Annotated in this window: 16 protein-coding genes; 10 read left to right on the top strand and 6 right to left on the bottom strand. The window is 66.7% G+C overall.

Translation table 11 applies throughout. The features are described from left to right. Positions 1–281 precede the first annotated feature (281 nt). Positions 282–2,606, top strand: a complete 2,325-nt coding sequence (locus QHF85_RS00745; protein ID WP_281325049.1) for a glycosyl hydrolase family 28-related protein — start codon at positions 282–284, stop codon at positions 2,604–2,606. Between the two features lie 59 nt (positions 2,607–2,665). Here QHF85_RS00745 and QHF85_RS00740 read toward each other — a convergent pair whose 3' ends face one another. After that, positions 2,666–3,445: a hypothetical protein gene (locus QHF85_RS00740; RefSeq protein ID WP_281325048.1), complete on the bottom strand. Its 780-nt coding sequence runs from the start codon at positions 3,443–3,445 to the stop codon at positions 2,666–2,668. A gap of 224 nt (positions 3,446–3,669) precedes the next feature. On the opposite strand from QHF85_RS00740, the gene QHF85_RS00735 reads away from it, so the two are divergent. Beyond that, positions 3,670–4,152: a hypothetical protein gene (locus QHF85_RS00735; RefSeq protein WP_281325047.1), complete on the top strand. Its 483-nt coding sequence runs from the start codon at positions 3,670–3,672 to the stop codon at positions 4,150–4,152. 492 nt (positions 4,153–4,644) lie between these two features. Continuing rightward, a complete protein-coding gene (locus tag QHF85_RS00730) occupies positions 4,645–6,462 on the top strand; it encodes a hypothetical protein (RefSeq protein WP_281325046.1) in 1,818 nt (605 codons plus the stop codon). Positions 6,463–6,606: 144 nt separating this feature from the next. Here QHF85_RS00730 and QHF85_RS00725 read toward each other — a convergent pair whose 3' ends face one another. Then, positions 6,607–7,977 (bottom strand): amidohydrolase family protein, encoded by a 1,371-nt coding sequence (locus tag QHF85_RS00725; protein ID WP_281325045.1) that lies wholly within the window; start codon positions 7,975–7,977, stop codon positions 6,607–6,609. Between the two features lie 163 nt (positions 7,978–8,140). After that, positions 8,141–9,811, bottom strand: a complete 1,671-nt coding sequence (locus QHF85_RS00720) for a hypothetical protein (protein WP_281325044.1) — start codon at positions 9,809–9,811, stop codon at positions 8,141–8,143. Positions 9,812–10,147: 336 nt separating this feature from the next. On the opposite strand from QHF85_RS00720, the gene QHF85_RS00715 reads away from it, so the two are divergent. Both QHF85_RS00715 and QHF85_RS00710 read left to right on the top strand, forming a co-directional pair. Beyond that, positions 10,148–12,184 carry a BTAD domain-containing putative transcriptional regulator gene (locus QHF85_RS00715; protein ID WP_281325043.1) on the top strand — a complete coding sequence of 679 codons (2,037 nt, stop codon included), beginning with the start codon at positions 10,148–10,150 and terminating at the stop codon, positions 12,182–12,184. Between the two features lie 299 nt (positions 12,185–12,483). After that, positions 12,484–17,400, top strand: a complete 4,917-nt coding sequence (locus tag QHF85_RS00710; protein WP_281325042.1) for an AAA family ATPase — start codon at positions 12,484–12,486, stop codon at positions 17,398–17,400. A 26-nt stretch (positions 17,401–17,426) separates the two neighbouring features. Here QHF85_RS00710 and QHF85_RS00705 read toward each other — a convergent pair whose 3' ends face one another. Then, complete coding sequence (locus QHF85_RS00705) at positions 17,427–18,770, bottom strand: glycoside hydrolase family 5 protein (RefSeq protein ID WP_281325041.1); 1,344 nt, start codon at positions 18,768–18,770, stop codon at positions 17,427–17,429. A 122-nt stretch (positions 18,771–18,892) separates the two neighbouring features. Next, positions 18,893–19,447 (bottom strand): hypothetical protein, encoded by a 555-nt coding sequence (locus tag QHF85_RS00700; protein WP_281325040.1) that lies wholly within the window; start codon positions 19,445–19,447, stop codon positions 18,893–18,895. A 247-nt stretch (positions 19,448–19,694) separates the two neighbouring features. On the opposite strand from QHF85_RS00700, the gene QHF85_RS00695 reads away from it, so the two are divergent. After that, entirely contained in the window at positions 19,695–19,895 is a 201-nt protein-coding gene (locus tag QHF85_RS00695) for a hypothetical protein (RefSeq protein WP_281325039.1), read from the top strand. 39 nt (positions 19,896–19,934) lie between these two features. Here QHF85_RS00695 and QHF85_RS00690 read toward each other — a convergent pair whose 3' ends face one another. Next, the gene (locus QHF85_RS00690) at positions 19,935–21,023 is read right to left on the bottom strand and encodes an alkene reductase (protein ID WP_281325038.1); all 1,089 of its coding nucleotides are present in this window, start codon (positions 21,021–21,023) and stop codon (positions 19,935–19,937) included. A 101-nt stretch (positions 21,024–21,124) separates the two neighbouring features. On the opposite strand from QHF85_RS00690, the gene QHF85_RS00685 reads away from it, so the two are divergent. The 4 genes from QHF85_RS00685 to QHF85_RS00670 all read left to right on the top strand — a co-directional run bounded on the left by QHF85_RS00685 (position 21,125) and on the right by QHF85_RS00670 (position 25,766). Next, positions 21,125–22,078, top strand: coding sequence for an AraC family transcriptional regulator (locus tag QHF85_RS00685; protein ID WP_281325037.1), 954 nt, complete (start codon positions 21,125–21,127; stop codon positions 22,076–22,078). 85 nt (positions 22,079–22,163) lie between these two features. After that, positions 22,164–23,447, top strand: coding sequence for a DUF2403 domain-containing lipoprotein (locus QHF85_RS00680; RefSeq protein ID WP_281325036.1), 1,284 nt, complete (start codon positions 22,164–22,166; stop codon positions 23,445–23,447). Positions 23,448–23,455: 8 nt separating this feature from the next. Then, a complete protein-coding gene (locus QHF85_RS00675) occupies positions 23,456–24,394 on the top strand; it encodes a glycoside hydrolase family protein (RefSeq protein WP_281325035.1) in 939 nt (312 codons plus the stop codon). Between the two features lie 34 nt (positions 24,395–24,428). Further along, positions 24,429–25,766: a hypothetical protein gene (locus QHF85_RS00670; protein ID WP_281325034.1), complete on the top strand. Its 1,338-nt coding sequence runs from the start codon at positions 24,429–24,431 to the stop codon at positions 25,764–25,766. Positions 25,767–25,772: the final 6 nt, after the last annotated feature.

Genomic DNA, 25,772 nt, shown 5'->3' with positions numbered 1-25,772 from the left:
CTGACGAGATGGGGGCATGTAGAGCCCAAATCAAGCCTGATGCCCAGCCGCGCTCGCGAAGCGCACGCCCATTCGCGCTACCGACCTTATGCATTTCAATTGTGAAAAATGATGCGCGGACGTATTATGTCCCAGGAATCGAGGCGTCTCATACGTCCATGACGGGCTGACGGCGACGAATGTCGTCGCCGAAGGAGGCCTGCATCATGACTGTTGTACGTGCCGCTGCGACGGGAAATGTGAATCTTTCTTCCCCGCCTACCACGGTGGACGGCGCCACCTTGAGCGTCGGGGATCGCATCTTGTTGCATGCGCAGACGACGCCGGCAGAGAATGGCATCTACGAAAAGGGCTCGTCGACCTGGGCGCGCCCGACGGATTTGGACACCGGCAGCGAGCTCCTGGGCGTGACCGTGTTCGTGTCGGAGGGGGCCACGTACGGGAATACGATGTGGCAATGCACCACGGACGGGCCGATCACCGTGGACAGCACCCCGCTTACCTTCGCCCAGCTCCCCAATACGGTCGACAAGACGCGCGTCGACCAGCTCAACGGCAACCTGCTGAGCAGCGCCGTGACGCTCGATCTCTCGGCTGGCGACGCGACGATCGCCGTCGGTGACGGGAAGCGGCGGCGCATCGTGGACGCGAATCTCGTCCAGGACTGCACGGTCACCCTCTCCACGACCGGGGCCGTCGCCGGCGATACCATCACGATCCTGCGTGAAGACAGATCGCAGCGCGTCGTCGGCATCCACGCTGGCGCCAACCTGTCCTACCACCTCGGCGGGCCCGGGGTCGTCGTCGCGCAATACGATGGAGCCGCCTGGAAGCTCACCGACGCCACGCGGCGCAATGGCGAGCGGGTGGTGAACGTGAAGGATTTCGGTGCCAAGGGAGACGGCCTCACGGACGATTGGTGCGCGATCCAGGACGCGCTCGACGTATTCTCGCCGGCCCAATCCAGAGAGCTTTCGGGCGTGGTCTTCTTTCCGAAGGGCGTATACCGCATCAGCAAGACGCTCGCCTATCGCGGCGAGCCGGGATACGCCATCCATCTCCGGGGCGAGATCGGCTACTCGCGAGGGCTCGCCGGCACGATCATAAGGTGGCTCGATAAAGAGGAAACCCCGGTCGCCGTGGGCGCGGGGACGAAGGCCATGCTGCACATGATGGGCGCGAACATGAGCGTCCTCGAGGATCTCGAATTCGACGGGCTGGGGCTGGTGAAATTCTGCGTCCACCTCGATTACGCCCTCGCGGCCAGCCCCTACGCCGCCGTGGGCTCCTCCGGCACGCGCATCACCCGCTGCACCATGGCCCGCGCGGCCGGTTCGGATGCCGTTTGCCTCGCGATCGGGCCGGCAGGGGACACGGACCTCCAGGCCTCCGAGGTCCTGATCGAGAGCAGCTATTTCCTCGGGCACGCCACCCATCCCCCGCTCGCGGCCATCAAGACGCTCAGCAACGGCAACACCAAGAACATCATCATCCGCGACACCACGATCGGCGGCTATACCCAGTACGGGGTCGACTGGCAGCTCGCGAGCGGGACGCTCCTGGTCTCGGGCGTCAACACCGCGGGCACCACGCTCGCCGATTACCGGATCGGCGGCGGCGAGGCTACGATCATCGAGCAGGCGAGCGAGAACGTGAACGCTGGCGCGATGTTCATCACCTCGAGCGGCGCAGTCACGGGCTCCGTGAAGGTCATTGGCGGATCCTGGGTCGGAACGGCCACGGCGAGCAGCGCCGTCATCAAGTACTTCGGCACGGTCACGCTCATCGGCGTCCAGCTCAAGCTCATCTCGCCGATGCCTGAATCGTCCGCCGTCGGCCTGCGCCCGAGGATCCAGATCGGCGACGTCACGATGACGGGCCCGCAGGCGGGCGCGCTGTACTCCCTCGGCTGCCTGTACTGGAACCACGAGGATTACATCGACGTGATCGACGCGACCACGAACTCGGTCGTGGCGAATGATTACTCCAACAACAAGGGCCTCCGCGTCACCTCGATCAACGATTACGCGTACGATGCCACCACGTCGACCGTCAAGAAGCTCAAGGACTACCACGGCAATTACAGCACGCTCGGCCCGGGGGTCCTCTACGGGCACACGACCAGCACGGCGTACAACGGCGCCGGCTTCCAGCGCAACATCCTCCACGAGCCGCGCTCGGGGTGGACGAAGCAGACGTACACGTATGTCGCGTTCCAGGACAGCGCCGCGAGCAAGACCCTCATCGTGGGCAGGCCCGCGCCGCGCGCGAAGCTCCTCGCCGCGTATCTCGACGTCACCACCCCGTTCACCGGCACGTACGGGGGCAATCCGCTGGACGTGCGGCTGAGGTTCGGGAAAACGGGCTTTGGTCAGGAGTACATCCTTGATTTCGACGCGACGACGGCAGCGGTGACCAAGGGGCTCGCGGACGCGGACCTCGGCACCGCGCTCGCGCGGGCGTCGGCCGTGCAGGGCGGCGATCTGCAGTCGTGGGGGAGCTACGGCCTTCTTTACATCAGCGCGCGGGACTTCAATAACAGGCTCCTGTCGGGCCTGACCGCCGGCGCGGTGGAAGTGATCATGAAGTGGGAGGTCCTCCCCTGAAGGCCCGGCCCCTGCCTTGATGACACGTACAGGTCGAATGGGCAGGGGACCCCGGGAGGTCACGGTTTGAGTTTGCCGACACCGCCCGTCAATACGTAAACCCCCGTGTTGTTGGCGGCGACCTTCCCGAAGTACTCGGCGAGGAACCTCTCGGGCACGTCCGTCTTCTTTCCGTGCCGCCGTAGATGCTCCTGCGGGGCGGCGACGAGCATGGTCGACACGTAGACATACGTATCGTTGCTGCAGGCATCTGCGACATGCACCGATAGCTTCGTCCCCGAACCGGAGAAGGAGCCGTCCTTCCCCCTCCAGCCCATACCCATCTTCTGGGACTTGAACCAAAACACGGTGTCGGGCTCGATCCGGAGGCCCGTCAGGATCGCGCCGATGGGCGCGGCGAACGTCTCGGATTGCCCGCCGAGCACCGGGTGCCGCAGGACCTGCGTACCTTTCGTGAAATAGATGAAGCTTTCATCGGCGACGAGCGTTTGAAGGCCTGCGTCGACAAACAGCGTCTGGCCAGCGCTGCCGCCGATCGGCGCGCGCTTGATCGTACCGGTGTCCTGATGGCTCCAGTAGACGTTGGCGTTCGTGAAGGCGACGCTGGTGAAGTCCTCGCTGGGCGTCCGCGAGCGGCCAGCGCTGGAAGTCCGCAGCCGTCTCGTAATAAAGGTACGACCCACCAAGATGCGCTTCGCGCCGTATCCTTCGAGGACGAGCTCAGCGCATCCTCCCTCGACCGGCGTACGGTAGACATCCCCGACGTTGTTCAGCAGATACAGGTGGTTCGTACCCAGCGCGAAATCCTTCGTCCCGCCCGGGGCGCTGGCGATGGGCACGGGCGGGGGCGAGCAGATGCCGTCTCCGAGTACACGCCCCCATGGAAGCGACCCTCCTGGACAATCGTCCCGCGCGCGGTTCCGCCGCGTCATCCCTTCTGTTGCCGCTCACCTCTTGAAAATTGGACGTGTTGACCATGGCGGGTAGCTTTGTTACGGTGGCATCATGCGGTGATGCCATACAACCGAGGCCCGGTGAGACTGGCTAAAAAGGAGTGCCTGAGATGAGGATCAAACGTGTTGGGGTCGCTGTCTGCGCCATCGCTGCCCTGGTTGGCTGTTCCGCGGGCGGCGATGGTCGCGGTGGAGATGGAGACGGAGGCGAAGGCGGCAGCTGGGGCGGCGCAGGCGGCGCAGGCGGCGGCGGGAGTGCGTTGTTCGACCTCGATACCGCAAATGGCTTGTGGCTCACGACGCAGAGCGGCAAAGCGATGATCCTCTTCACGTACAAGGGATCGGCCACTGTGCTCATGGACGTGAGGGCGACGCCGCACGGCGCTACCGAAGGGCAATACAGCGGTTCGCGTCTCGGCACGGTCGCCAGCGGGTATACCTTGCAACTCGACTGCCTCAACCCGGGCAGTTCACCTGTCTGTGATGCGTTTGGCGCGACGATGGAGCTGTCCTGCACGTCGGTCGCGGGCCCGGAGCTCGTGTGCGGCAGCCTGGTGTTTGCAAAGGTGACGTCCGCAGACATTTCTCAATAATCGCCAGACCAACACGGCGATGTCGCGTATGCGCGCCCCGCACCACTTGTCATGATCCCGGGGGCGGCGCTTCCTCCGCCTCGAAGAATAGGGCATCACGCCCCGAGGAGCGGAGACGGGGGCGAGCACGTTCAGGGAGAACAAGGTGGTCTTCGATGACCAGCATGAGAGGGTCGACCCGGACCGGATCCGGTAGGGCGGCCCTTGCGGCGTGGGGAGAAGATCTGCGCGGCGCAAGGAGTCGCAGAGTTGCGAGTACCAGTGGCAAAATCGCTACTTGCGCGCCATTCGCATGACGACAACGTTTCGTCATGTGCGAACGACAGGCAGGCAGAAGAAGAATGAGAAGCCCTCGCGCCACCGCTTTCTGAGCGGCACCTGGAGATTGGGGCTGCCTGCTGTCGCTGCGCCCGCTTGCGTCTCTCGTCCCGCCGCGTACGCGCGGGGTGGAGATCCTCTTTTCCTTAATCCCGCACCGAAGGATACATCTACATGAAATCGCTTGTTCGGCTGGTACCGCTGCTTCTTCTCTCCCTCGCCTCCGGCTGCTCCGACGGCGGCGGCACAGGAGGGGGCGAAGGCGAAGCGGGAACCCCCGCGGAGCTGGTCGCCTTGTGCGAGCGCCTCGTGATTTGCCAGGGCTTCGAGCAGAAGGCCTGCGAGGCCGAAGGCGTGGCCGGCATCAAAGCCGCGCTCGGCGTCAAACATGATGTCTGCGATGCCCTCATCGAAGCCGACCTCGCCATGTATGGTTGCTTGGCGCAGGTCGAGGACTGCGAGACGTTCAACATGGCCACCCAGGTGGCCGATCCGCAGGTGTGCGCGGCCGAGATCGCGGCCGACATCGCCCAGCTCTCGCTCGGTGGCTTCGCCTGCTACTCCGGCGAGACCCCCGTGCCGCCGCCGCCGGAGTGGACCTGCAACGCCCTGCGGTTCAACGGCTCCGACGGCTGCGACTGCGGCTGCGGCGCGCCCGATCCGGACTGCGACGGCGCCGGCTCGGCCGCCCCGGGCACCGGCGTCGACAACGCCGCCTGCGACGCCTGCTTCGACGTCGACGGCAAAGCGCAATCGTGCATCAGCGTGACCGCGGCGCTCGAGGCGGCCGGCTTCATCGTGAGCCCTGCCGGCAAAAGCGACGACGGCGCCGAGCTCTACGACCTCACGCTCCTGCAGGTGAACGATCACCAGGACGCGATGTCGGGCACCCACGAGCAGTATCTCACGCTCATTCACCGCGGCTTCGACCGGCCCGTGAACTTGATCTCCACGGGGTATAGCAATTACCTCGGATTCGATGAGGATGAGTTGACGACCCTTCTCAAGGGAAATCAGCTCGTTTTGGACAAGCGCTTCCACAACGGCAACGGCGACGACTTCTCCCACTTCACGCGCAAGCAGGTCGCCGACGACGCCCACGACGTCGTGGTGCGCCTGCACGACCTGTACAAGAGTGCGTGGATCGGCTCGGGCTTCAGCAATGGCGGCGTCGACATGGTGAGCTTCCGCCAGCACTACCCCAATGACGTCGAGGCCACCGTCGCCTTCGGCGCCCCGTTCATGGTGCCCGAGGACGCGCGTTTCCTTTCGTTCTTCGACACCGTCGACGCCACCTGCCAGGACCGCCTCGAGGCCATTCAGCGCGCCGTGCTCGGCGCACAGCGCACGGCCGTCGAGCCCGCGGTGCAAGCATTGGCCGCCGACGAGCTCGGCGACACCTTCACCCGCGTCGAGCCCGCGCGCGCCTTCGAGGCCGCCGCGCTCTCCTACCCGTGGCTGTTCTGGCAATACTTCGGCACCCCCGACGATTGTGCCGGTCTGCCCGATCCGATGACGGCGACGGCGGAGAATCTGACGTCGGCGTTCTTCAGCGTCACGAGCATCTTCGGCACCTACCCGATGTCCGACGGGTACCTGTCGTTTTTCGGCGCCTACTTCTACGAGGTGCAGCAGAGCAGCGGCTGGCCCGCCCTGCCGCGCGCCGAGCTCGTCGCGGAGGGCCTCATTCCTGCCGATCTCGTCGACATGGAGCGCGGGCTCGTGCCCGAAGGCGTGACCGCGCCGGTGTTCGACGCCGCCGAGAATAGCTCGCTCGAGGAGTTCGCCCGCCTCGGTGACGGCGTCGCCTTCGTCTACTCCGACCAGGATCCGTGGGCAGCCGGCGCCGTCACGCCGGCGGCGGGGAGCGGCAACATTCGCTTCAACGTCACCAATGGCAACCACTCCGCGACATTCTCGTCGCTCTCGGCGCCCGATCAGGCCGCGCTCTCCGCCTTCCTCGAGGAGAAGCTCGGCATCGATCTCCCCTGAGATCGACGACGTCGAAGCAGCAGGCGGAAGGAGAGGGAGGCATCGAGCCAAGGACCCGCGCGGGTCCTTGGCCATGGGGCACCTGCTGACGGAGGTCGAGCAGGCGCTCGCGGCGTTATTGCCGGAGCCTCGAGGAAGGGGGCGTCAGAAGTCCGCGACCCGCCCGCCCATCATCACCTTGCGGACCCCATTGATGACGACGTTGATGTCCGTCAGCGGGTCGCCCTCGACCGCGATGATGTCGGCGTAATAGCCCACCGCGACCTTTCCGACCTCGTTCTCGACGCCGATGCTCTCGGCGCCATGGATGGTGGCGGCGCGGAGCGCTTCGAGCGGGGTCATCCCGGCCTGCACGAGCCAGGAGAGCTCCTGCGTATTCTGACCGAATCCAGTGAACACGGCGTCCGAGCCCAAGGCGATCTTCACGCCCACGAGGTGCGCCTGGGTCGCGCTCGCGAGGTTGTCCTGGATGTACGCGTCGAACTTCGCCTCCAGATCGGGGGAGTAGCCGAAGAACGCGAGGTTGTCCTTGTAATACCGGTTGTGATCGATGGTCGGCACGTAAATCGTCCCCCGGTCGATCATGTTGCCGCAGTCCACGGTGTCGAGGCCCTCCGGGTGCTCGATCGAGTCCGGGCCGGCCATGATGGCGAGCTTGGCCGTGTCCTGGTGGTACGCGTGGATCGCGATGGGCAAACCCTCCTCGTGTGCCGTGTCGACCAGCAGCTTGAGCTCGTCGTACGTGAACGTCGGCGTGCAGTCGAGCGTCTGGTCGCTGCACTTGTCGGCCCACACTTTCACGATGTCGGCGCCGCGCAGCACCAGGAGCTGCACCCAGGCCTTCAATTCCTGGGCGGGGACCGAGCTCGGGTACTTGTAATTGCTGATCCCGCCCATCGCGGTGAACACGCGCGGTCCCGGCGTCTTGCCGGCTTTGATCTCGTCGCGCAGGTTCATCAGGAGAAAGTCGCGACCTCCCTTGTCGATCGCGGTGGTGACGCCGGTCTTGAGCGTCGCCAGAGCGGCGCCGCGGGCCAGGTCCATGAGCTTGTAGGGGTCATTGTTGACCAGCCAGTTCACACGGGTCCAGGGGAGCGTGCCCGGCTCCTGGTCCGTCTGGTAGGAGAAGTGGACATGTGCATCGACGAGCCCGGGGAGCCCGGTGAACGCCGTCCAGTCGATGACGCTGGCTCCGCATGGAATCTGCTTTTCATCCGTGCCGACGTAGCTGATCCGATCTTCGTGGATCACGACGATCGCCTTGTCGATGACCGTGCCATCCTCGGGATGAACGAGCTTGCCGAACCGAATGGCCTTGTCGTCGCTCGTGCATTCACCGCCGCCGGTGCCGCCCGTGCCGCCGCCGGTGCCGCCGGTGCCGCCGGTGCCGCCGGTGCCGCCGGTGCCGCCGATGCCGCCGGTGCCGCCGGTGCCGCCGGTGCCGCCGGTGCCGTCGGGGGGATTCTCATTTCCCGGGCCGCAATGGATGGTCCCGAGGATGGTGAAGGCCAACAAGGACGTTCGAAGCGCTGATTTCAACATAAGATCCACCTCAGTCTGTCGATTGCCGAACGGAGTTGGGAAGGCCGAGGTCGCGGTGGCCTCGGCTCGCCATGTCGAACAGGAGCTTGGGACCGGGAGCGTGACAGCCCGCGGCTATCGGCGCCCTACCGGTGCTTCAATTGCAGCCGCCTTCGTACGGGTAGCCATGCGCGTAGCCGCACCAGGCCGCCTTCGTCGACGACGTTGCATAAAAAGAGTAGGAGACGCAGCCGTTCGTCGGGTCATTGTGGTAGACGTAGTCGTCGATCGGGCCGCTCGTGATGATGTTGTAGCCGGGGAAGGCATTTTGCCCGCACAGCGCGGCCTCATCCTCCGAGTTGGCGAAGTACGTCGGGGTCGCGGCCAGGCAGCCGACGACGTATCCGACGCCCGCAATGAAGTAGACTTCTTCGACGCCCACCGTCACGTTCTGCGCCTGCGGCCCGGCGTACTGTCCCGAGCACGTCTTCGGGGGGCATGCGCCGCAGTCTTTCGAGCAACTTTCGCAGCTCTCGTTGTTATCGCAGGCGCCGTTGCCACAGCACGAGCCGCAGTCTTGCGAGCACGAGCTGCACGTCTCGCCGTTGTCGCAGGCGTGGTTGCCGCAGCACGAGCCGCAGTCCGCCGAGCAACTGCCACACCACTCGTTGCCATTGCAGACCCCGTCGCCGCACTTGCAGTCGGACGGGCAGCTCGACGGCGTCTCGCCGTTGTTGCACGCCCCGTCGCCGCAGCCGGTCACCATGCACTCGCCGAACCACTTGCGGTACGCGCCGTTTGGGAAGGTCACCTTCGGCAAGCCGTTCACGAACATGTCGTCGTCCGTGTATTTCGTCTTCTGCGCGCCGCCGTCCTCGAACAGCTTGCACTCGACCGGACGCCCGTCGGGCAGCTTCGCGGCGCCGAACCACTTGCGGCAGAAGCCGCCCGGGGTGCCGTCGGGCACGCACGCCTGGTGGTGCGACGGCACGTACACCGCATCCGACGGGCCCGACATGTCGGCCCTGCCGTCGTTGAAGACCGAGAAGAGCACCGGCGTATGGCTCGGGTCGGTGGTTTGGCAGCGGCCGAACCACTTGCGGCAGGTGCCGCCCGGGGTGCCGTCGGGCATGCACACCAGGCCCTCCTCGTCTCTGAAGGAGAGCGCCTGCGTCGGCCCGGCCATGTTGGTGTAGCCGTCGTTGAACACGAAGCACTCGACCCCCTGCCCAATCGGCAGCGTCGCACACTGGCCGGGCACGCCCGCCGCGCCGCACCCCTGCCCATAGGGACACGCGCCGCCGGTGCAGATGCCGCCGCAGCCGTCGGGCGCCCCGCAGGCCTTGCCCGAGCACTGGGCCGTACACCCACACTGGTAGGCCACGCCGCCGCCGCCGCAGGTCGTTCCTGCCGGGCAGGAGCCGCTCCCGCACTTGCCGCCGCATCCGTTGGACGCCCCGCACGACTTGCCCGTACACGAGGGCGTGCACACCGGGGGAGGGTCGTCGGGCGGCTCGCACGTATTGCAGATGGCGAGATCGCTGTACGAGTCGTCGGCTTCGGACAGCGCGTCTTCGGGCACCTCGTCTTCGGGCGCAACGCCGCACGCGGCGGCGACGAGCCCGACCGCGACCAAGGCCGCCGCGACGCCGAGCGCGCCCCGGTGCGAGCCTCTCCGGGGAGGGGGAGACATCGAGCCGAGGGAGCCCGCCGCGCGCTGCGGATCCCCGCCCTCGATGCCCTCCGAAGGCGCGACCGATTTGCGAGCCGTCCCGAAGACGGCCGAAAGTAGCGAGAAGGAAAGCTTCGAAGCGATGTGCGGTTTCATGCGTGCGAGCTCCTCGATAGGACCCTGGGCCGCGACGTCGGAGGTCTCGGCTCGGCAAGTCGAAGCGGAGCTTGGGAGGGAGGGCGTGACAGGAGCGTGACAGGGCGCGGCGAGCAGATTTCCGTCGCGCTTCCGCGCCGATAGCTCGGTCCCTCCCGGGAGCGCGTTGCGTGACCGCGAGCCGTTTCCCGACACCGGCATGCTTGTTGTGCAAGCGAATGTGGTGCATGACTCGTGGCCTCCCTTCGAGCGACGGCGCTGGGCGCTCCCAGGTGACAGCTCCACGTGCACTCTCAGGACAGCTCCGCAAAAGTGACCTTCGCCTTTCGTCTCTCCGTGCTGGGAGAGGTCGAGCTCGTCGGTCCCAACGGCCCGGTACGGCTCGAAAAGAAGGCGTTTGGGCTGCTCGCCTACCTGGCAGTCGAGGGGGCGACGCCGAAGTCGAGGCTCGCCGGGCTGCTCTGGTCCGACTCGCCCGAGGCGACGGCGCGAGCCAACCTGCGACAGCTCCTCCGGCGGCTGAAGGTGGCGACCGGCGACGTGCTCGTGAGCGGCGCGGATCCGCTGGCCCTGGCGGCGTCCGTGGACGCGGACGTGAGCGCCCTGCGACGCGCGCGCCGCGCAGAGCTCGCAGCGCGCGCCACCGAGCTGCCTTTGGGCCGGCTGCTCGGTCAGCTCGAGTTCGACGACGCGCCGCTGTTCGACGAGTGGCTGCACAGCGCGCGCGCGAACGTGGACGCCGCGCGGCGTCAGGCGATCGCCGCCGCGATCGACGAGCACGAGCGAAGCAATCGTCTCGCCGACGCGCTCGCGCTCGCGGCGCGCGCCGTGGAGCTCGAGCCACGCTCGGAGGACGCGCACCGGCAGCGGATGCGCCTGCTTTACGCCGCGGGAGATCGTGGCGAAGCGCTCGCGAGCTTCCAGCGCCTGCGCACGATGCTCGGGCGGGAGCTCGGCATCGAGCCTTCCCGCGAAACGACCGAGCTCGCCCGCGAGATCGCGCGATCCGCCGAGCAACGGGGGCCGAGGCCCGCGCCGCCGGCGAGCGCGATCCCCCTCTCCGTGCTCCGGCCTCCGGAGCTCGTGGGCCGCGAGGAGGTGTGGGCGCGCATGGAGGCGGCTTGGGCCGCCGGCCAAGCCATCATCATCGGCGGCCCGCCCGGCATCGGCAAGAGCCGCCTCATGCACGATTTCCTCCAGGCGGTGGCGAGGCCGTTCTTCTTCACGGCCCGCCCCGGCGATCGCGCCGTGCCCTACGGGACGCACGCTCGTACGTACAGCGAAATGCTTTCGAAAATCGACCCGGCGAAGCTCGCTCCCTGGGCGCGCGCCGAGCTCGCGCGGATCGTGCCGGCGCTCGGGCAGGCGCCGGGGCCGATGGAGAGCGAGGCGGACAAGCTACGCATGCTCCAGGCCAAGATCGAAGCGCATCGCCTCGCGGCGCGTGAAGGCTACGACGCGTTTGGCTTCGACGATATCCAGTTCGTGGACGCCGCGACCGCGGAAGCCGGGCAGTACGTGATGGAGCAGCTGTTCCAGGACCCGACCGTGAAGCTTCGCGCCGTCCTCTGCTATCGCGCGGGCGAATTGCCCGAGGCGACCATGGCGGCCATCCGCGAGGGCTGCGCGTTTGGCCTGGGGATCCACATCGAGCTCGATCCGCTTCCCCCGGCCGGCGTGCGGCAGCTGCTCGGGAGCCTCGACGTGCCCGGCATCGCCGACATGGCCGACGCGATCGCGAGCTACGCGGGCGGCAATCCGCTCTTCGTCCTCGAGACCGTGAAGCACGTGATCGCGTCGGGCACGCTCTCGCGCGCCGACGTCGCGCGCATGCCCCCCGGCCGGATCGGCGTCGTCCTCGAACGCGCGCTCTCGCGCTTGTCGGAGCCGGCGTTGCAGATGGCGCGCGTGCTCGCGCTGCTCGGCTCGAATTTCACGCTCGCGAGCGCGTCGGCCGCGCTCGAGGCCAGCGCCGCTGCCACCGCCGCTTGCTGGGCGGAGCTCACCGCCGCGCACGTCGTGCATGGCATGGGCTTCAGCCACGATCTCATCGGGGAAACCGTCCTCGCGACGCTCCCGCGCCCCGTCGAGGTGCTCCTGCGACGCCGGCTGGCGGTGGCGCTCGAAGCGCTGGGCGGAGACCCTGCCCTCGTGGCGGAGCAATGGCGCGGCGCAGGCGAACCTTGCATGGCGGGTCGAAAGCTGATGGATGCGGCGACGTCGTCCCGCAGCGTCTTCTTGCCGCGCGAGGCCGCGGTCTTTTACGAGCGCGCCGCCGACGCGTTCCGGGAGGGCGGCGACATGGTCGCGGCGAACGAGGTGTTCAAGATGCGCGATCGGCTCCTCCAGCCGGTGGGCGCCGCCGCTCGCTGACGCTCGCTCGATTCTCGGGTTTCGCCGTCATGTCATTCATCGCCTCCGGCATCCTGAAATGCCTCCGGCGAGTTCAGCAAGGATCCCGCCGAGCTTGGTGACGTGGGCGCCGGATGCCTCCTGACTTGGCCAGGACAGTAAGGCTGCTTCCGTCTCGGACGGCATGGGTCTGTCCGCGCTTGATTTCGCTCGGAGCGCGCCTCTAGACTCCTGGTTTCATCACGTCCGCGGAGAGCGGCGCAGGGGGATGCGCAGGGGGCGCGACGTCGTGGAGACGTATGCGCGGGAGATGGGGAGCGATGTCGCAGTTCTTGGCAACAGAGGAAACGACGGTCGATGTCAAGGGATTCGATATCACCACCAAGATCGGCGAGGGCGTCAAATATGTGACGTACCGCGGCCGCCGGTGGGGGGACGGGCTTGCCGTGGCCGTGAAGGTCATGGAGGCCGATTCCAGCCGAATCGCGGATATCGCGCGTCTCAAGCATACCTACAGCATCCTTCAGCGGATCGATTCCGACAGGATCGTCAAGGTCCACGGCGTCGAGGAGCAAAGGGATGGCCTGGCGGTCATCACCGAGTATTTCCCCGGCCCCTCGCTGGCCAGCGTCCTCGCACGAAAAGGGATGCTCGAGATCGGCGATGTCCTCGACATCGGCGTCTCGCTCGCCGAAGCCCTGGCCGATATTCACCGCCGTGGCGTCGTCCACGGGGACATGAGGCCTCAGAACATCCTGCTCGGGGAGGGGAATCAGGTCAAGCTCACGGGCTTCGGCGTCGATGGCGTCGTGACGCGGGAGAAGGAGGAGATCTATAGCCGCCGCGTCCTTCAGGAGGTGCTCCCGTACAGCTCGCCCGAGCAGACCCACCGCATGAACCGCAGCGTGGACTACCGGACGGACATGTACTCGCTGGGGGTCGTCTTCTACGAAATGCTCGTGGGGCGCAGGCCCTTCGAGGCGGAGGACCCGCTCGAGCTCATTCACGCCCATATCGCCGCGACGCCGCCTTCGCCCTCGGAGGCGCGGCCGGAGGTGCCCGCGGCGCTGTCCGCCATCCTCCTCAAGCTGCTCAGCAAGGGCGCCGAAGATCGTTATAGCAGCGCCGAAGGCCTGCGGGTCGACCTCGCGGAGTGCCAGCGGCAATGGAAAACGACCGGCCAGATCGAGCCGTTCGTCCTCGGCCAGCAAGACCGGAGTGATCTGCTCCAGATCCATCAGGGCCTTTACGGTCGCGAAACGGACATCCGGAAGCTCGTCGAATCGTTCGACGACGTGCTCCGGGGCCGGCGCGCGATCGTCCTGGTGTCGGGATACTCGGGCATCGGAAAGTCCTCCCTCGTCCAGGAGATCCTGAAGCCGCTGGCACGGGAAAAGGGGTATTACATCAGCGGGAAGTACGACCAGTACATCCGCGACACCCCGTACAGCGCCGTGATCCAGGCGTTCGACGCGCTCATCAAGCAGCTGCTCTGCGAGAGCGAGGAGAGGCTCGCGGCGTGGCGGGAGGCCCTTCTGGGCGCCCTCGGCAAGAACGGGCAGGTCCTTTGCGAGTTTTTGCCCTCGCTGAAGCACATCATCGGCGAGCAGCCGCCCGTCCCCGCGCTCGGCCCCGTCGAGGCGCAGAACCGCGTGAACCTCTATTTCAAGAAGTTCGTGTCGGTGTTCGCCCGGCCGGCCCACCCGCTGGCGATCTTCCTCGACGACCTGCAATGGGTGGACTCGGCGAGCCTGAGCCTCCTCAAGAGCATCCTCGCGGACGAAGACCGATCGGCGCTCTTCTTTTGCGGCGCCTACCGGGACAACGAGGTGAGCCCGACCCACGCGTTCATGGTCGCGCTGGAGGAGCTCGAAGAGGGCGGCATCGAGGTCGTCGACATCGTCCTCGAGCCCCTCGAAATCGCCCACCTGAGCGCTCTCATCAAGGACAGCCTCGGCGTCCGCGACGGGGACGCGCTCGCCTCGGTGGTGCTGAGGAAGACCGGCGGCAATCCCTTCTTCGTGAAGCGGTTCATGCGGCACCTGTACGAGGCGAAGGTGCTCTTCCGTGATCCCACGGAGGGATGGCGCTGGGATCTGTCGGCCATCGAGCGATTGGACCATTCCGACAACGTCCTCGGGCTCATGGCGGAGACGATCCGGCGCCTCCCTCCGCGCACGCAAGACGTCCTCCGGCTGGCCTCGGCGATCGGCAACATCATCGATCTGGAGGTCCTGAACGCCATCAGCGCGTCCCCTCCGGACGAGACGTACGCGAGCTTGGAGGAAGCCATCAGCGAGGGCTTGATCGTGACGGCGGGCCCGCAGCTCCGCTTCGCGCACGACAAGATCCAGGAGGCCGCCTATTCCTTGATCCCAGCGGCGGACCGAGCGGCGTACCATTACCGGATCGGAGAGATCCTCCTGCTCAAGCTCGATCCCGACAAGGGACAGGACCTCTTCGATATCGTCAACCACCTGAACAACGCGGGGGACTTGATCACGGCGCCGGATGCGCGGCTCGCGTCCGCGCAACTCAATTTGAGGGTCGCCGCGCGCGCCGAGGATTCGGGCGCGTTTTCCGCGGCCCTCAAGTATCTCGAACACGGCTCGGCCATGCTCCCCCGGGACGCGTGGAGCTCGGAGTACGAGCTGACGTTCGCCTATCACACGAAAAAGGGCGCGCTCGAGTCCCTTTGCGAGCGGCACGACGACGCGCTCGCGACCCTCGCCGTTTGCTTCAAGGAAGCAAAAGGACGCCTGCACCAGACGGAGGTTCGGCGCCTGATCATGAACGTGCAGATCCTGAAAAACGATCTGCTCGCGGCCCTGGACGAAGGGCTCGCCGCGCTGCGAGCGTTCGGGATCGATTTGCCGCCCTTCCCGGACGCAGATGCGCTCGCCGCCGAGCGCGCGCGGACGTTCGCCATGATCGGCGATCGACCTGTCGCCTCGCTCATCGACCTGCCCCCGCAAAACGATCCGGAGATCGCCGCGCTGCAGGACCTCCTGCAGGAAATGTTCACGCCCTGCTACCAGCTCGGCACGAACAACCTGGCGATCACGATCATGAAGATGCTGCAAAACACGCTGACCCACGGCATCTCCAAGAACTCGATCTTCGCGTACATGAACTTCGGGACCGTGCTGTGCGCCAGCATGGATATCGAAAAGGGGTACGAGTTCGGCCGCGCGGCGGTCCGCCTGAACGAGGTGCACCCGGACAAAAAATCCGAGGCGATGCTGGCCAACATGTGGGCGGCGTGGGTCCAGCACTGGAAGGAAGGCTATTCGACCTACAAGGCGACGCTGCGCCGAGGAATGCACACCGGCGTCGAGACGGGTCAATACATCTGGGCCTTTTACAACACCGCCAATGCGAGCACGAACAGCCTCCTCCAGGGGCGGCACCTCCAGGAGATCCTCGAAGAGGCACGGCAGTACCAGCCGCTCTGCAAGCTCGACAAATTCAACGCGATGACCTGGATGGTCAGCGCCATCGCCGAAGTTTGCGAGGATCTGAGCCGGCCCGCGGACGCGGACGCTTCGTCACGCGTCGCCTGGGTCGACATCGACGTCATCAAGGCGGATGCGCGGAAGATCAACAATACGGCGTCGCTCTATTTCGCGAACGTGTACGACGTCATCGGCGGTGTCTTCAAGGGCGCCTACGAAGAGGTCGCGGAGATGTGGGGAACGACGGACCCCGCGGGCGACGTGATGCTCCCGGCCTGGCACGCGACTCCGTGTTTCTATTTTTATGGCGGCGTGGCCTTCGCGCGAGCCTCCGCGACCGTGCCGCCGGACGTTCGAGAGCTGTACCTCGCGAGGCTCCACGATTGCGCGCGCAGGATGGACGTCTGGGCCGAGCTCAACCCGGAGAGCCTGCGCCACCGCCGCTTTTTGCTCCAGGCCGAGCTCGCCCGGATCGAGTCCTCCGAACGCGCGGGCTCCCTGTACGACCAGGCGATCACCGCCGCCCGAGAAGGGGGATTCGCCCATGACGAGGCGCTCGGCAACGAGCTCTGCGCCCGTCATTACCTCGACCTCGGCAGGTCCTTCCTCGCGCGTGCCTATCTCGTCGAGGCGCATCGGGCCTACGCTCGGTGGGGCGCCGTCCGCGTCATGGAGCGCCTCGAAAGGGAATTCTCGCACGTGCTCCGGCCAGAAACGGGGCTCGGACGCGTCGAGCGCGCGCCGGACGGGAACTATGCCGCGCGCGAGCTCGACCTCGGCGTCGTCGTCAAGGCCTCGCAGGCGATCTCGGGCGAGATCCTGTTCCCGCGGCTCCTCCAGAAGCTGATGCACGTCATCCTCGAGAGCACGGGCGCGAGGAAGGGGTGCGTGATCCTGCGGGAAAACGAGCGGCTCGTGATCCGGGCCGAGGGCCATGTCGATCGGGCAGACATCCGCGTGCTCCCGCCTTCGGCCCTGGAGTCGCGCCGGGATCTGGCCAGCAGCGTGGTGAAATACGTGGCGAGGACGGCGGAGAGCGTCGTGCTCCACGAGGGGGCGAAGAACAGCCCCTTCGCGGACGACCCCTATCTCGAAAAAGCAGAGCTCCGATCGCTCCTGGCGGCGCCCATTCTCCGGCAGGGGCGGCTCGTCGGCGTCGTGTACCTGGAAAACGAGCTCGCGGCCGGCGTGTTCACGCCGGATCGAATGGAGATGCTCCGGCTCCTGTCGGCGCAGGTCGCCATTTCCATCGAGAATGCGCTGCTCTATTCGAGCCTCGAAGAGAACGTGCGCGCGAGGACGCTGGAGATCGAGCAAGCCAACGCGCGGATCCTGGCGCTCAGCGCCGAGCAGCAGCGCCAGCAGGAGCTCGAGCTCTCCCAGAAGCAGGCGCTCATCGCGCAGCAAAAAGAGCTCATCCGGGTCCTGTCCACGCCGATCCTCGAGGTGTGGGACGGGGTCCTCACCATTCCGATCGTGGGCGTCATCGACGAGGAGCGCTCCTCCATCATCACGCAAAACCTCCTCGCGCGTATCGTCGAGACGCAAACGAAGTTCGCGATCATCGATCTCACGGGCGTCGTCGACATGGATCCAGGGACGGCCGAGCACATCGTGCGCATCATCGGCGCCGTGCGGCTCCTCGGGGCGAAGAGCGTCATCACGGGCATCCAGCCCGCCGTGGCCCGCGCCATGATCTCCCTCGGGGTCGATCTGAGCCGCATCCAGACGCGCGCCAATCTCCGCGACGGCCTGCGGACTTGCCTGAAGCTCGGCCGGTAGGTGCCGAGGAGGAGCTCGCGGTGCAGCTAGGGCTTCTGCGTCACCGCCTGGAGCGCTTGCAGCGACGAGAGCAGCGGCTCCGACGCCGGAGCCTCCCATTTCGTGTCCAGGATACCGTAGGTCTCCTCCGCGCCGAAGACCCGGCCGGTGCCGCGCGCCTGCGTCCCGTTCAGCGCCCAGTACACCCAGTCGATGTCCGCCTCACTCAGATACGTTCGGAACGCCGAGAACCAGAACCCTTGCCCCGTCGCGTCGCTCACGCATGTGGCCCCGCTGTGGCAGGTGCCGAACTCGCCGACGAGCACGGGCGCGGTGAAGGGCTGCCCCTGCGTGAGGATATACCCCCACTTGTTGCCGAGGTCCGTCTTGAGCTGCTGATAATCGCTGAGCCCCGTGTGAAACCACGCATAGTCGTGCGCCGAGTAGACGACCCGACCCGGGACGTCGAGCGTGACGGGCAACGTATAAGGCCCCCCGACGTCGGACGCATAATTGATGCCCTCCACGACGATGAGCAGGTTCGGGTTCTGCTTCAGCACGGTGTTTCCCCCGCGGGTGGCCGCCCCGTGCCAGTCGGTGGCGGGATCGCCCCCGCCCCACACGGGCGTCACGCAGCCGCAGCTCCCGCAGGGGCACTGCGTGCAGGCCTGGCAGCCGGCTTCGAGCACCGGCCTCGGCTCGTTCCGAAGATCCGCCGCCACGACCGCCGGCTGCGCCGCGTAGCGCTTCGCGAGGGTCTCCCAGTGCTTCAGCCACGAGGCCTCCGGGTATTTCGACGTGTACCAGAGACCATTCCGATCGGTATCGCTGCAACACCAGTCGGCCTCGCTCACGTGGTTGTCGAGGATGACCACGAGCCCTTCATACGCGAGCGCGTCGATCACGGCGTCGAACACCTCGAGCGCGGTCTTGCCCTCGAGCTTCGGGTTGGCGCTGACGACCCCGTCGGCGACGACCGGGTTCAGATCGACCATTTCGTTCGACCACGGGAGCCGGACGGCATTGAAGCCGAGAGCGCGGATGCGCGCGGCGATGGCGCCGACATCTGCGATCTCGAGGCCGGCGGGGACGTAGTCCATCTCCTCGGCGCCGTACCAGTTCACCGCGGCGAACTTGAATCGTTCCCCGGAGGCGTCGAGGATCCAGCGCCCCTCGGTGTGAAGCGGCAGCTTCGGTAGCGCGTGGCCCGGGGATCCGCCGCCGCCGCCGCTGCCGCCGCCCCCAGGACCGCCGCCGCCGGCCCCGCCTGCTCCGCCTGCGCTATCCGAGCCCCCGCTCGACGGATCTTGACCCGCCTGGCCGGCCGCGCACCCCGCGGCTGTGGCGAGAAGGAGACCTCCGAGAACAGCACACAACCCTTTGGATGACATTCGATGCTCCCTTGAACGATGCGGCTCCGCGCATTCCCAGCCTGCTCGGTGGCGGCCGCGTCGACCCTTTCGGAGGACACGGCCGCCCTTCTCGCTACCCGCCTGCTGCGGGCGCGGCCGCCTCACTTGGCCGCGAGGGTCTCGCAGGCTTTGAGGTGCTTCTCCGCGACCTCGGTCGAGGGAACCCCATCCATGCCGGTCGTCTTGCAGACGTACTTCTTGCCGCCGATCTCCTTCAGCACGAAGCCGATGTACCCCGTCTTGCCCGCGTTCTCGAACTGAACGACGGCCATGTTCGGGCCCTCCTTCGCCCATTTCTTGAAGGGAAAGAGCGCGGTGTCGCCCTCGAAGCCCTTCTTCAGGGCCGCGAAATCGTCCTTGGCTTCGCTGACGTTGAGCGAGGCCCCGTCGCCGATGTCGACGGTGGCGCTCTTGTGCTGATCGTCGAGGCTCATGTCCATGGCGCCCATGCCGCCCGGCCGAACCTTGATCTTGAGGGGCATCGGGGTGAGCTCCACGTCCACGAGCTCGCCCTTGGCTTCACCCTTCGGCGCCTCGGCCGCGCCCTTCGCCGCCGGCGCGCCCGAGCCGGCCGGCTTGGCGGCGGCCTCCTCGCCCTTGTTCGAATTGCAGCCGGCCACCGCCAGCAGCGCCATGACAACCACGAGCTTGCGCATCCCTGTTCTCCTCACGGTGTCGCCGGGACCGTCGGGTCGCCGGCGCTCGCCCTAGAGACGGGGAGGGAGGGGCGCGTTTGCGTTTTTTTTTGTTTGGTGCGACGGACCCCAAGCGCGAGCGCCTCAGGGGCTCGTCGAGCTCGTTCGTCACGCAGGCGAGAGCACGAGCCCCGTGCGCTTCATCGGGGCTTGGAGATTTCGTCGGCAAACGGGCAACGATTGCATACACTCGATCCTCGAGGAGGTCGTGGCCGATACGCTCGCGGAGACTCGCCCCCTCGAGAATGGGGTGGTCGATGCGCAAGGGCTGCGCTTCACGGTGAACTGGGCGCACTACAACTTCACCTGTGAACACAACTTCACCGTCGTGGGACCGACGTTTCTCTCCGGCCTGAGCCATTGCGCCGGCAACGAGCAGATGATTACCGCCGACCGCACCTGTCCCTGACGACCTGAACCCATGGCCGCCTGAAGCCCCGGTGTCGGGTCAGCCGAGCGCCGGGTAGTCCGTGTAGCCCTTTTCCTCGCCTGTGAAGAAGGTGGCGACGTCCGGCGGGTTGAGCGGGGCCTCGCGCCGGAAGCGCTCCGGGAGGTCCGGATTGGCGAGGAACGGCACGCCGTAGGCGACGAGATCGGCCTCGTCCCGGGAAAGGGCCTCCTCTCCAGCGCGCGCGTCGTAGCCGCCGTTGACGATGAAGGCGCCCTGGAAGGCCTTGCGCAGCAGCGGGCTGATGCGCTGCTCCGCGCTCGGCACCCCCTTGCCTGATACGGCCTCGGTCACATGCAGGTAGCCGAGTCCCAACCGGCCGAGCTCTTGGGCGATGTACGTGAACGTCTCGACCGGGGTGGAGTCCGTCATGCCCGCGTAGGGGAACGGTTGCGGCGAGAGCCGGTAGCCCACCCGCTCCGCGCCCCAGACGCCCACCGCCGCACGGGCCACCTCCAGCGGCAAGCGCGCCCGGTTCTCGATGCTGCCGCCATAGGCGTCCGTGCGCTGGTTCGAGCCATCCCGCAGGAACTGGTCGAGCAGGTAGCCGTTGCTGCCGTGCAGCTCGACGCCGTCGAAGCCCGCCTCCCGGGCGTTCTCCGCCCCGCGCCGGAACTGCTCGACGATGCCGGGAATCTCCTCGGTCTCGAGCGCGCGCGGCGTCACGATGCGCGTCTTGCCCTTCCACGTGAAGACCTCTCCTTCGTAGCCGATCGCCGAGGGCGCGACAGGCAACTGGCCGTCATGGAAGTCCGGGTGCGAGACGCGCCCGACATGCCAGAGCTGGGCGAAAATGACCCCACCCAAGGCATGGACGGCGTCCGTCACCTTCCTCCAGCCCGCCACCTGCTCGGGCGAGTGGATGCCGGGGGTGCGGATGTACCCAACGCCCTGGGCGCTGACCTGGGTGGCCTCGGTGATGAGGAGCCCCGCCGAGGCGCGCTGCTCGTAGTACGTCGGCGAAAGGGGGCTCGGCACGTTGCCATCCACGAGCGCCCGACTGCGCGTCATCGGCGCCATCACCATCCGGTTCTTCAGCTCGAGGCGGCCCAGGCGGAAGGGGGACAGGAGCTTCGAAGCGTTTGCCATGGTTCTTCCTTCGTTGAGGTCTGCTGGACAGAAAATGCGCAGGCCCCTATGGACGTGCCATGGCATCCAGTCCAAAAAAATTGACCGATCGTCCAGAGCCGGTGGACGAGAAGGGAACCGACGTCCTCGCGGATGTGATGGACGCGATGCGCCTGACGACGCTCATGCATGGCCGCTTCGAGCTGGGCGCTCCCTGGGGAATCCAGTTCCCGGCGTGCCCCGGCGCGCACATCGTCATCGTGGCGCGTGGGAGCGCTCGCCTCGAGGTCGAGGGCGTCGAGGGAGCCATCGTCCTGTGTGCAGGCGATCTGGCGCTGTTTCCGCACGGCGGAGGGCACACGCTGCGCGATGCGGAAGGCAGCCCGCTCCACATGCTCGGACACGGGGAATGTCAGCGGGCCCGCGGGGTAGGGCCGATCCGGGTCGGCGGGGAGGGAGCCCGCACCACCCTGGTCGCGGGGACCTTCCGGCTCGGCGCCGCGCCTCGCACGCCGTTGTTCGAGGGGCTTCCGCGCGTCATCCACGTCACCGCGGACGATCCCGCGACGTCCCCCTCGCTTTCGCCCCTCGTGCAACTGCTCATCGCGGAGAGTGTCTCGTCGAGCCCCGGCGCGACCGTCATCATGAGCCGACTCGCGGACATCCTGTTCGTGCAGGCCCTCCGCGCGCACATCGCGACGAGCCAGTGCCACGAGCACGGGCTGTGTGCGCTCGCGGACGCGCACATCCGCAAGGCCCTCTCCCTCATCCACGAGAGACCCGCCGAGCCCTGGACCGTCGAGCGTCTCGCGACGGCCGTTGCCCTCTCGAGGTCGAGCTTCGCCGCGCGCTTCAGCTCGCTCGTCGGTGAGCCCCCGCTCGAGTACCTCGCGCGGTGGCGGATGACGAAGGCCGCCCAGGTCCTTCGGGAGAGCGAGCTAGCGCTGATCGAAGTCGCGGAGAGCATCGGTTACCAGAGCGAGGCGTCGTTTCATCGGGCCTTCAAGCGCTGGGGCGGGGTGGCCCCCGGCGCATACCGGCGAGAACACCGCCGGGGTGAACGGCCTGGGGCCTGATCTCCCCGATGCGCCTCCGAGGCGCTTGCGGAAAATCGTTCTCTCCCCGTGAGCCGTTTTCGAGCGTCGATCCACTTGCTGCTCGATGAGGCGCCCTTCTCTCTTCGTTCCCGCTGCTCTCGTGATGCTCGCCTGTGCCTGCGGAGGTGGAGGCCAAGACAACCCAGGATCCTCGGATGGGGCCGGGGGGAGCGGCGGCGCGGCGGCGACGACGACGAGCGCGGGCCCCGGCGGCGGAGGCGGAGGCGGAGGCCTCGGCACGCACCCCACGGAGCCGAGCACGCCGACGCGGGGTGGGACGATGACGTTCACCAACGTCGGCGCGCCCGGGTGGTGGCCGCGTCGCATCGATCGCGAGGCGGGCGATCCGGCGTGCACCTACAAGGACGGCACGGATACCTGGGGCGGGCATTGCTGCATGAAAGAGCAGCACACGATGAGCACCACGCTCGCGCCCTTCGACGAGGAGATGACCTTGATCATGAAGGCCATCCGCCTCAAGCAGCTCGCCGTTTACCAGCCGGGCGAAGACCCGTCGTCGTGGTCGATGGTCTCGTCGTGGGACGCGCAGAGCGGCCACGGATCCAATCTCGTCGTCACCGAAGGGCAGATGACGTCCGCCGATTTCACGGGCGACCTCACGAAAAAGGATTGCGTCAACTACTTCATGCAAGAGACGCCGTTCGCGTGTGGAGACGGGAAGGATTATTATTGCCCGAACGATCCGGGCATCAACCACCTCGGCTGGAAGGGCTCGAAGCTCATCGTCTTCCTCGCGTCGATGACGTTCGACGACGCGGGCGTGGAGAAGTGCGACGGCGGCGGGCAAGGTCACCCGGGTCCGTGGGTCGCGTTCGTCGCGTCCGAGCTGATTCGCGACGGCGGCCGCAAGTGGAACGGGCTCTGCAATTGCTACTCGAAGACGGGCACGGTCGGCGACGGCTGCGGCGAGATCAACGTCTTCGAGGTGGTGATGGACAACAATCAATACTCCAACCGCGAATTCATGAGCACCGGCGTCCGCTCGTTCCAGGCCGGCCACGTCGGCGGCAATGTCTGCGGGGAGGGCTGTGATCGCGACGCCTTCGCCGACGACGTCGAGGTCGTCGACGCATGCGCGAAGAAGGCTTATACGAACGGCCCCGAGATCGCGGTCGGCGGCGATTCGGACGGCTGCCCCGTGTGGCGCCGGCCCATCGGCGATCGCTACTTCATGATCCTGCTCGACGAGAAGCAGCGACAAATCCAGGTCGCGGTGATCCACCCCGACAAGGTCCCTGCCGCGGCCGCGGAGATGCTCCCGTCGCTGCCCGGCGGCCTCTCCCGCACGACGATCGACGCGCTGCTCTCGATGCGCCTGCCCGAGTGATCGAACCCATGCTCAACGACACACGAATGCGATGGCTTTGGGGCGCGGCGATGGCGGCGCTCGTCTCCGTCTCGTGCGGCTCGAGCGAGCCGCCTTCGAACCCGGGCGGCGGCGGCGGTGGCGGCGGTGGCGGCGGCGGCGGCGGGCCGCCGATCAACCCTTCCACCGGCTGCAAGCGCGGCGTCGCTTACGGTTACCACACAAAGGCGGACATGCAGGTGCTCTCACCCGCGGTGTCGTGGTGGTACAACTGGGCGCACGTGCCGGACGAGGGCGTGAAACCGGACGCCTACAAGACGCTCGGCGTCGAGTACGTGCCGATGGTATGGGGCGGCGGCGGCCTCGACAGCACGCGCGCCGCGCAGATCGCCGGCGAAATCCCCGACGGGACGAGCTTCTTGCTCGGCTTCAACGAGCCGAATTTCGGCGAGCAGGCCAATATGTCGGCAGCCCAGGCCGCGGCGCTCTGGCCTCACGTGGAGGCGGTCGCCGACGCGCGTGGCCTCGCGCTGGTATCGCCCGCCGTGAACTTCTGCGGCGGTTCATGCCAGGAGACGGACCCGTTCAAATACCTCGACGACTTCTTCGCCGCCTGCGAGGGGTGCCGCGTCGATTACATCGGCATCCACATCTACACGGCCTGCCAGGGCGACGGGACGAACAAGGCCCGCTGGCTCATCAACCACATCGAAACCTACAAGATGCGGTTCGACAAGCCCCTCTGGCTGACCGAGTTCGCCTGCGACAACGCAGGCTCGCTTGCCGAGCAAAAAGACTTCATGGTCGACGCGCTCGACTACCTGGAGAACGAGCCGCGCATCGCGCGGTATGCGTGGTTCTCCGGTCGCGCCGACAACGTGGCGAACGCGAGCCTGCTGGGGGACGACGGCGTGCTTTCGGAACTCGGCCAAGCGTACGTGGCCGCGCCGCAGAAGCCCTGCGAGTGACAGAACCGCTTGATTGGACTGGAGGGTGCTCTCGATGAAAAGCGCAATCACGATCGGAATGGGCCTTCTCGCCAGCGTCCTCGCCGGCTGCGGGGGCGAGGGCGCGGGCTCGGACGGCGACACCGGAAAGCCCTGGGTCGACAACGGTCCTGACAACCGCCCCGAGGACGCCTGCCTCGCGGAAGGTATCGACAACTCCACTCCCTTCTCCAAGACGTACCGGGTCAAGCACATCGGGGACACGAGCTTCCAAGGGACGCCGTACGAGATCGTCGCCTCGATGCCGTGGACCTACACGCTTCAAGCGGTCCAATGCGAGAAGGCATTCCCGATGGTGGAGACCGAGACCCACTACATCGTGGATAGCAACTTCGAGCTCCCGTACATCAAGGGAGTCATGGTCGATGTCGCCTGGACGCCCGGCGAGAAGAACAAGGGCTGGTCGATTGGATCGAACGACGATCCCGGAGAGCTCGTCCAGAAGAACGGAGGGATGCGTCCCTTCATTTATCACGTGAACGGCGGCTACGAGTACGGATACTTCACGTACAACAAGGACCCGCTCCCCGACGATCCGATCAACTATACGGGCTTCCGGCCCACGTGGGTCGTGCACCCCGACGGCGACAGCTACAAGATGTTTTTCCTCAACCCGGCGGCGCCCGACTCGCAGGGGTTCGAGTGGCCTCGGCACGGCGCTAACTGGGAGCTCAACTTCGGGCTCTACGTCGATCCCACGGGCCACGTCTACGTGCCCAAGCCGGAGAAGGCCAAGCTCGCCACCCACGACGAAGGCTGGGACGATTACCACGGCTGCGTGACGATCAACAAAGCCAACGCGCCCATTCCGACGACACGGACCCAGTTCCCCGGCAACGAGTCGTATTACGCGTCCGAGACCTTCCTGCCCGGCTACGCCGCGCCCGGCGCTCCCGGACACAAGTACTGGGGTCAGAAGGGCCGGCCCATGGAGGAGGTCGCCATCTGGGAGGACGACGGCGCTCCCGGCCTCAACTCGCCCGGCAACTACCACAAGCCTTATTCGGGCGGGTGCGACAAGGCCGGCTACAACTTCGCCCACGCCGAGGGCTTCACGTGGCCCGAGCTGCGCGCGGCGCGGACGCAGATGGGCGACATCCCGACGAGGGATCAGCTCTACAAGATCACGCTTTACCGGTACCTTGGCAAGGACAAGACGACCGAGCTGCTCGGCACGCTCTCGTACGAGCAGCAGGAAAATGGCGAATGGATTCCCACTGGATCGGGCCCCGAGTGCCATTCGCTCAATGACAAGAACGGCCGGTGGATCATCAACGGCCCCGTCTTCCAGGACCGCGGGGATCACGTCTTCGCGATCCTCGAGGACCTTTGAGCCAGG

The sequence above is a fragment of the Polyangium sp. 6x1 genome (genome assembly GCF_029946515.1).
Lineage (GTDB): Bacteria > Myxococcota_A > Polyangia > Polyangiales > Polyangiaceae > Polyangium.
This window is presented reverse-complemented; position numbering and strand designations above follow the sequence as displayed.

Excerpts from the sequence above, each read along its gene's own strand:
- QHF85_RS00735 (WP_281325047.1), top strand. The coding sequence starts at position 3,670 with ATGAGGATCAAACGTGTTGGGGTCGCTGTCTGCGCCATCGCTGCCCTG.
- QHF85_RS00730 (WP_281325046.1), top strand. The coding sequence starts at position 4,645 with ATGAAATCGCTTGTTCGGCTGGTACCGCTGCTTCTTCTCTCCCTCGCC.
- QHF85_RS00720 (WP_281325044.1), bottom strand. The coding sequence starts at position 9,811 with ATGAAACCGCACATCGCTTCGAAGCTTTCCTTCTCGCTACTTTCGGCC.
- QHF85_RS00710 (WP_281325042.1), top strand. The coding sequence starts at position 12,484 with ATGTCGCAGTTCTTGGCAACAGAGGAAACGACGGTCGATGTCAAGGGA.
- QHF85_RS00705 (WP_281325041.1), bottom strand. The coding sequence starts at position 18,770 with ATGTCATCCAAAGGGTTGTGTGCTGTTCTCGGAGGTCTCCTTCTCGCC.
- QHF85_RS00700 (WP_281325040.1), bottom strand. The coding sequence starts at position 19,447 with ATGCGCAAGCTCGTGGTTGTCATGGCGCTGCTGGCGGTGGCCGGCTGC.
- QHF85_RS00690 (WP_281325038.1), bottom strand. The coding sequence starts at position 21,023 with ATGGCAAACGCTTCGAAGCTCCTGTCCCCCTTCCGCCTGGGCCGCCTC.
- QHF85_RS00680 (WP_281325036.1), top strand. The coding sequence starts at position 22,164 with ATGAGGCGCCCTTCTCTCTTCGTTCCCGCTGCTCTCGTGATGCTCGCC.
- QHF85_RS00675 (WP_281325035.1), top strand. The coding sequence starts at position 23,456 with ATGCTCAACGACACACGAATGCGATGGCTTTGGGGCGCGGCGATGGCG.
- QHF85_RS00670 (WP_281325034.1), top strand. The coding sequence starts at position 24,429 with ATGAAAAGCGCAATCACGATCGGAATGGGCCTTCTCGCCAGCGTCCTC.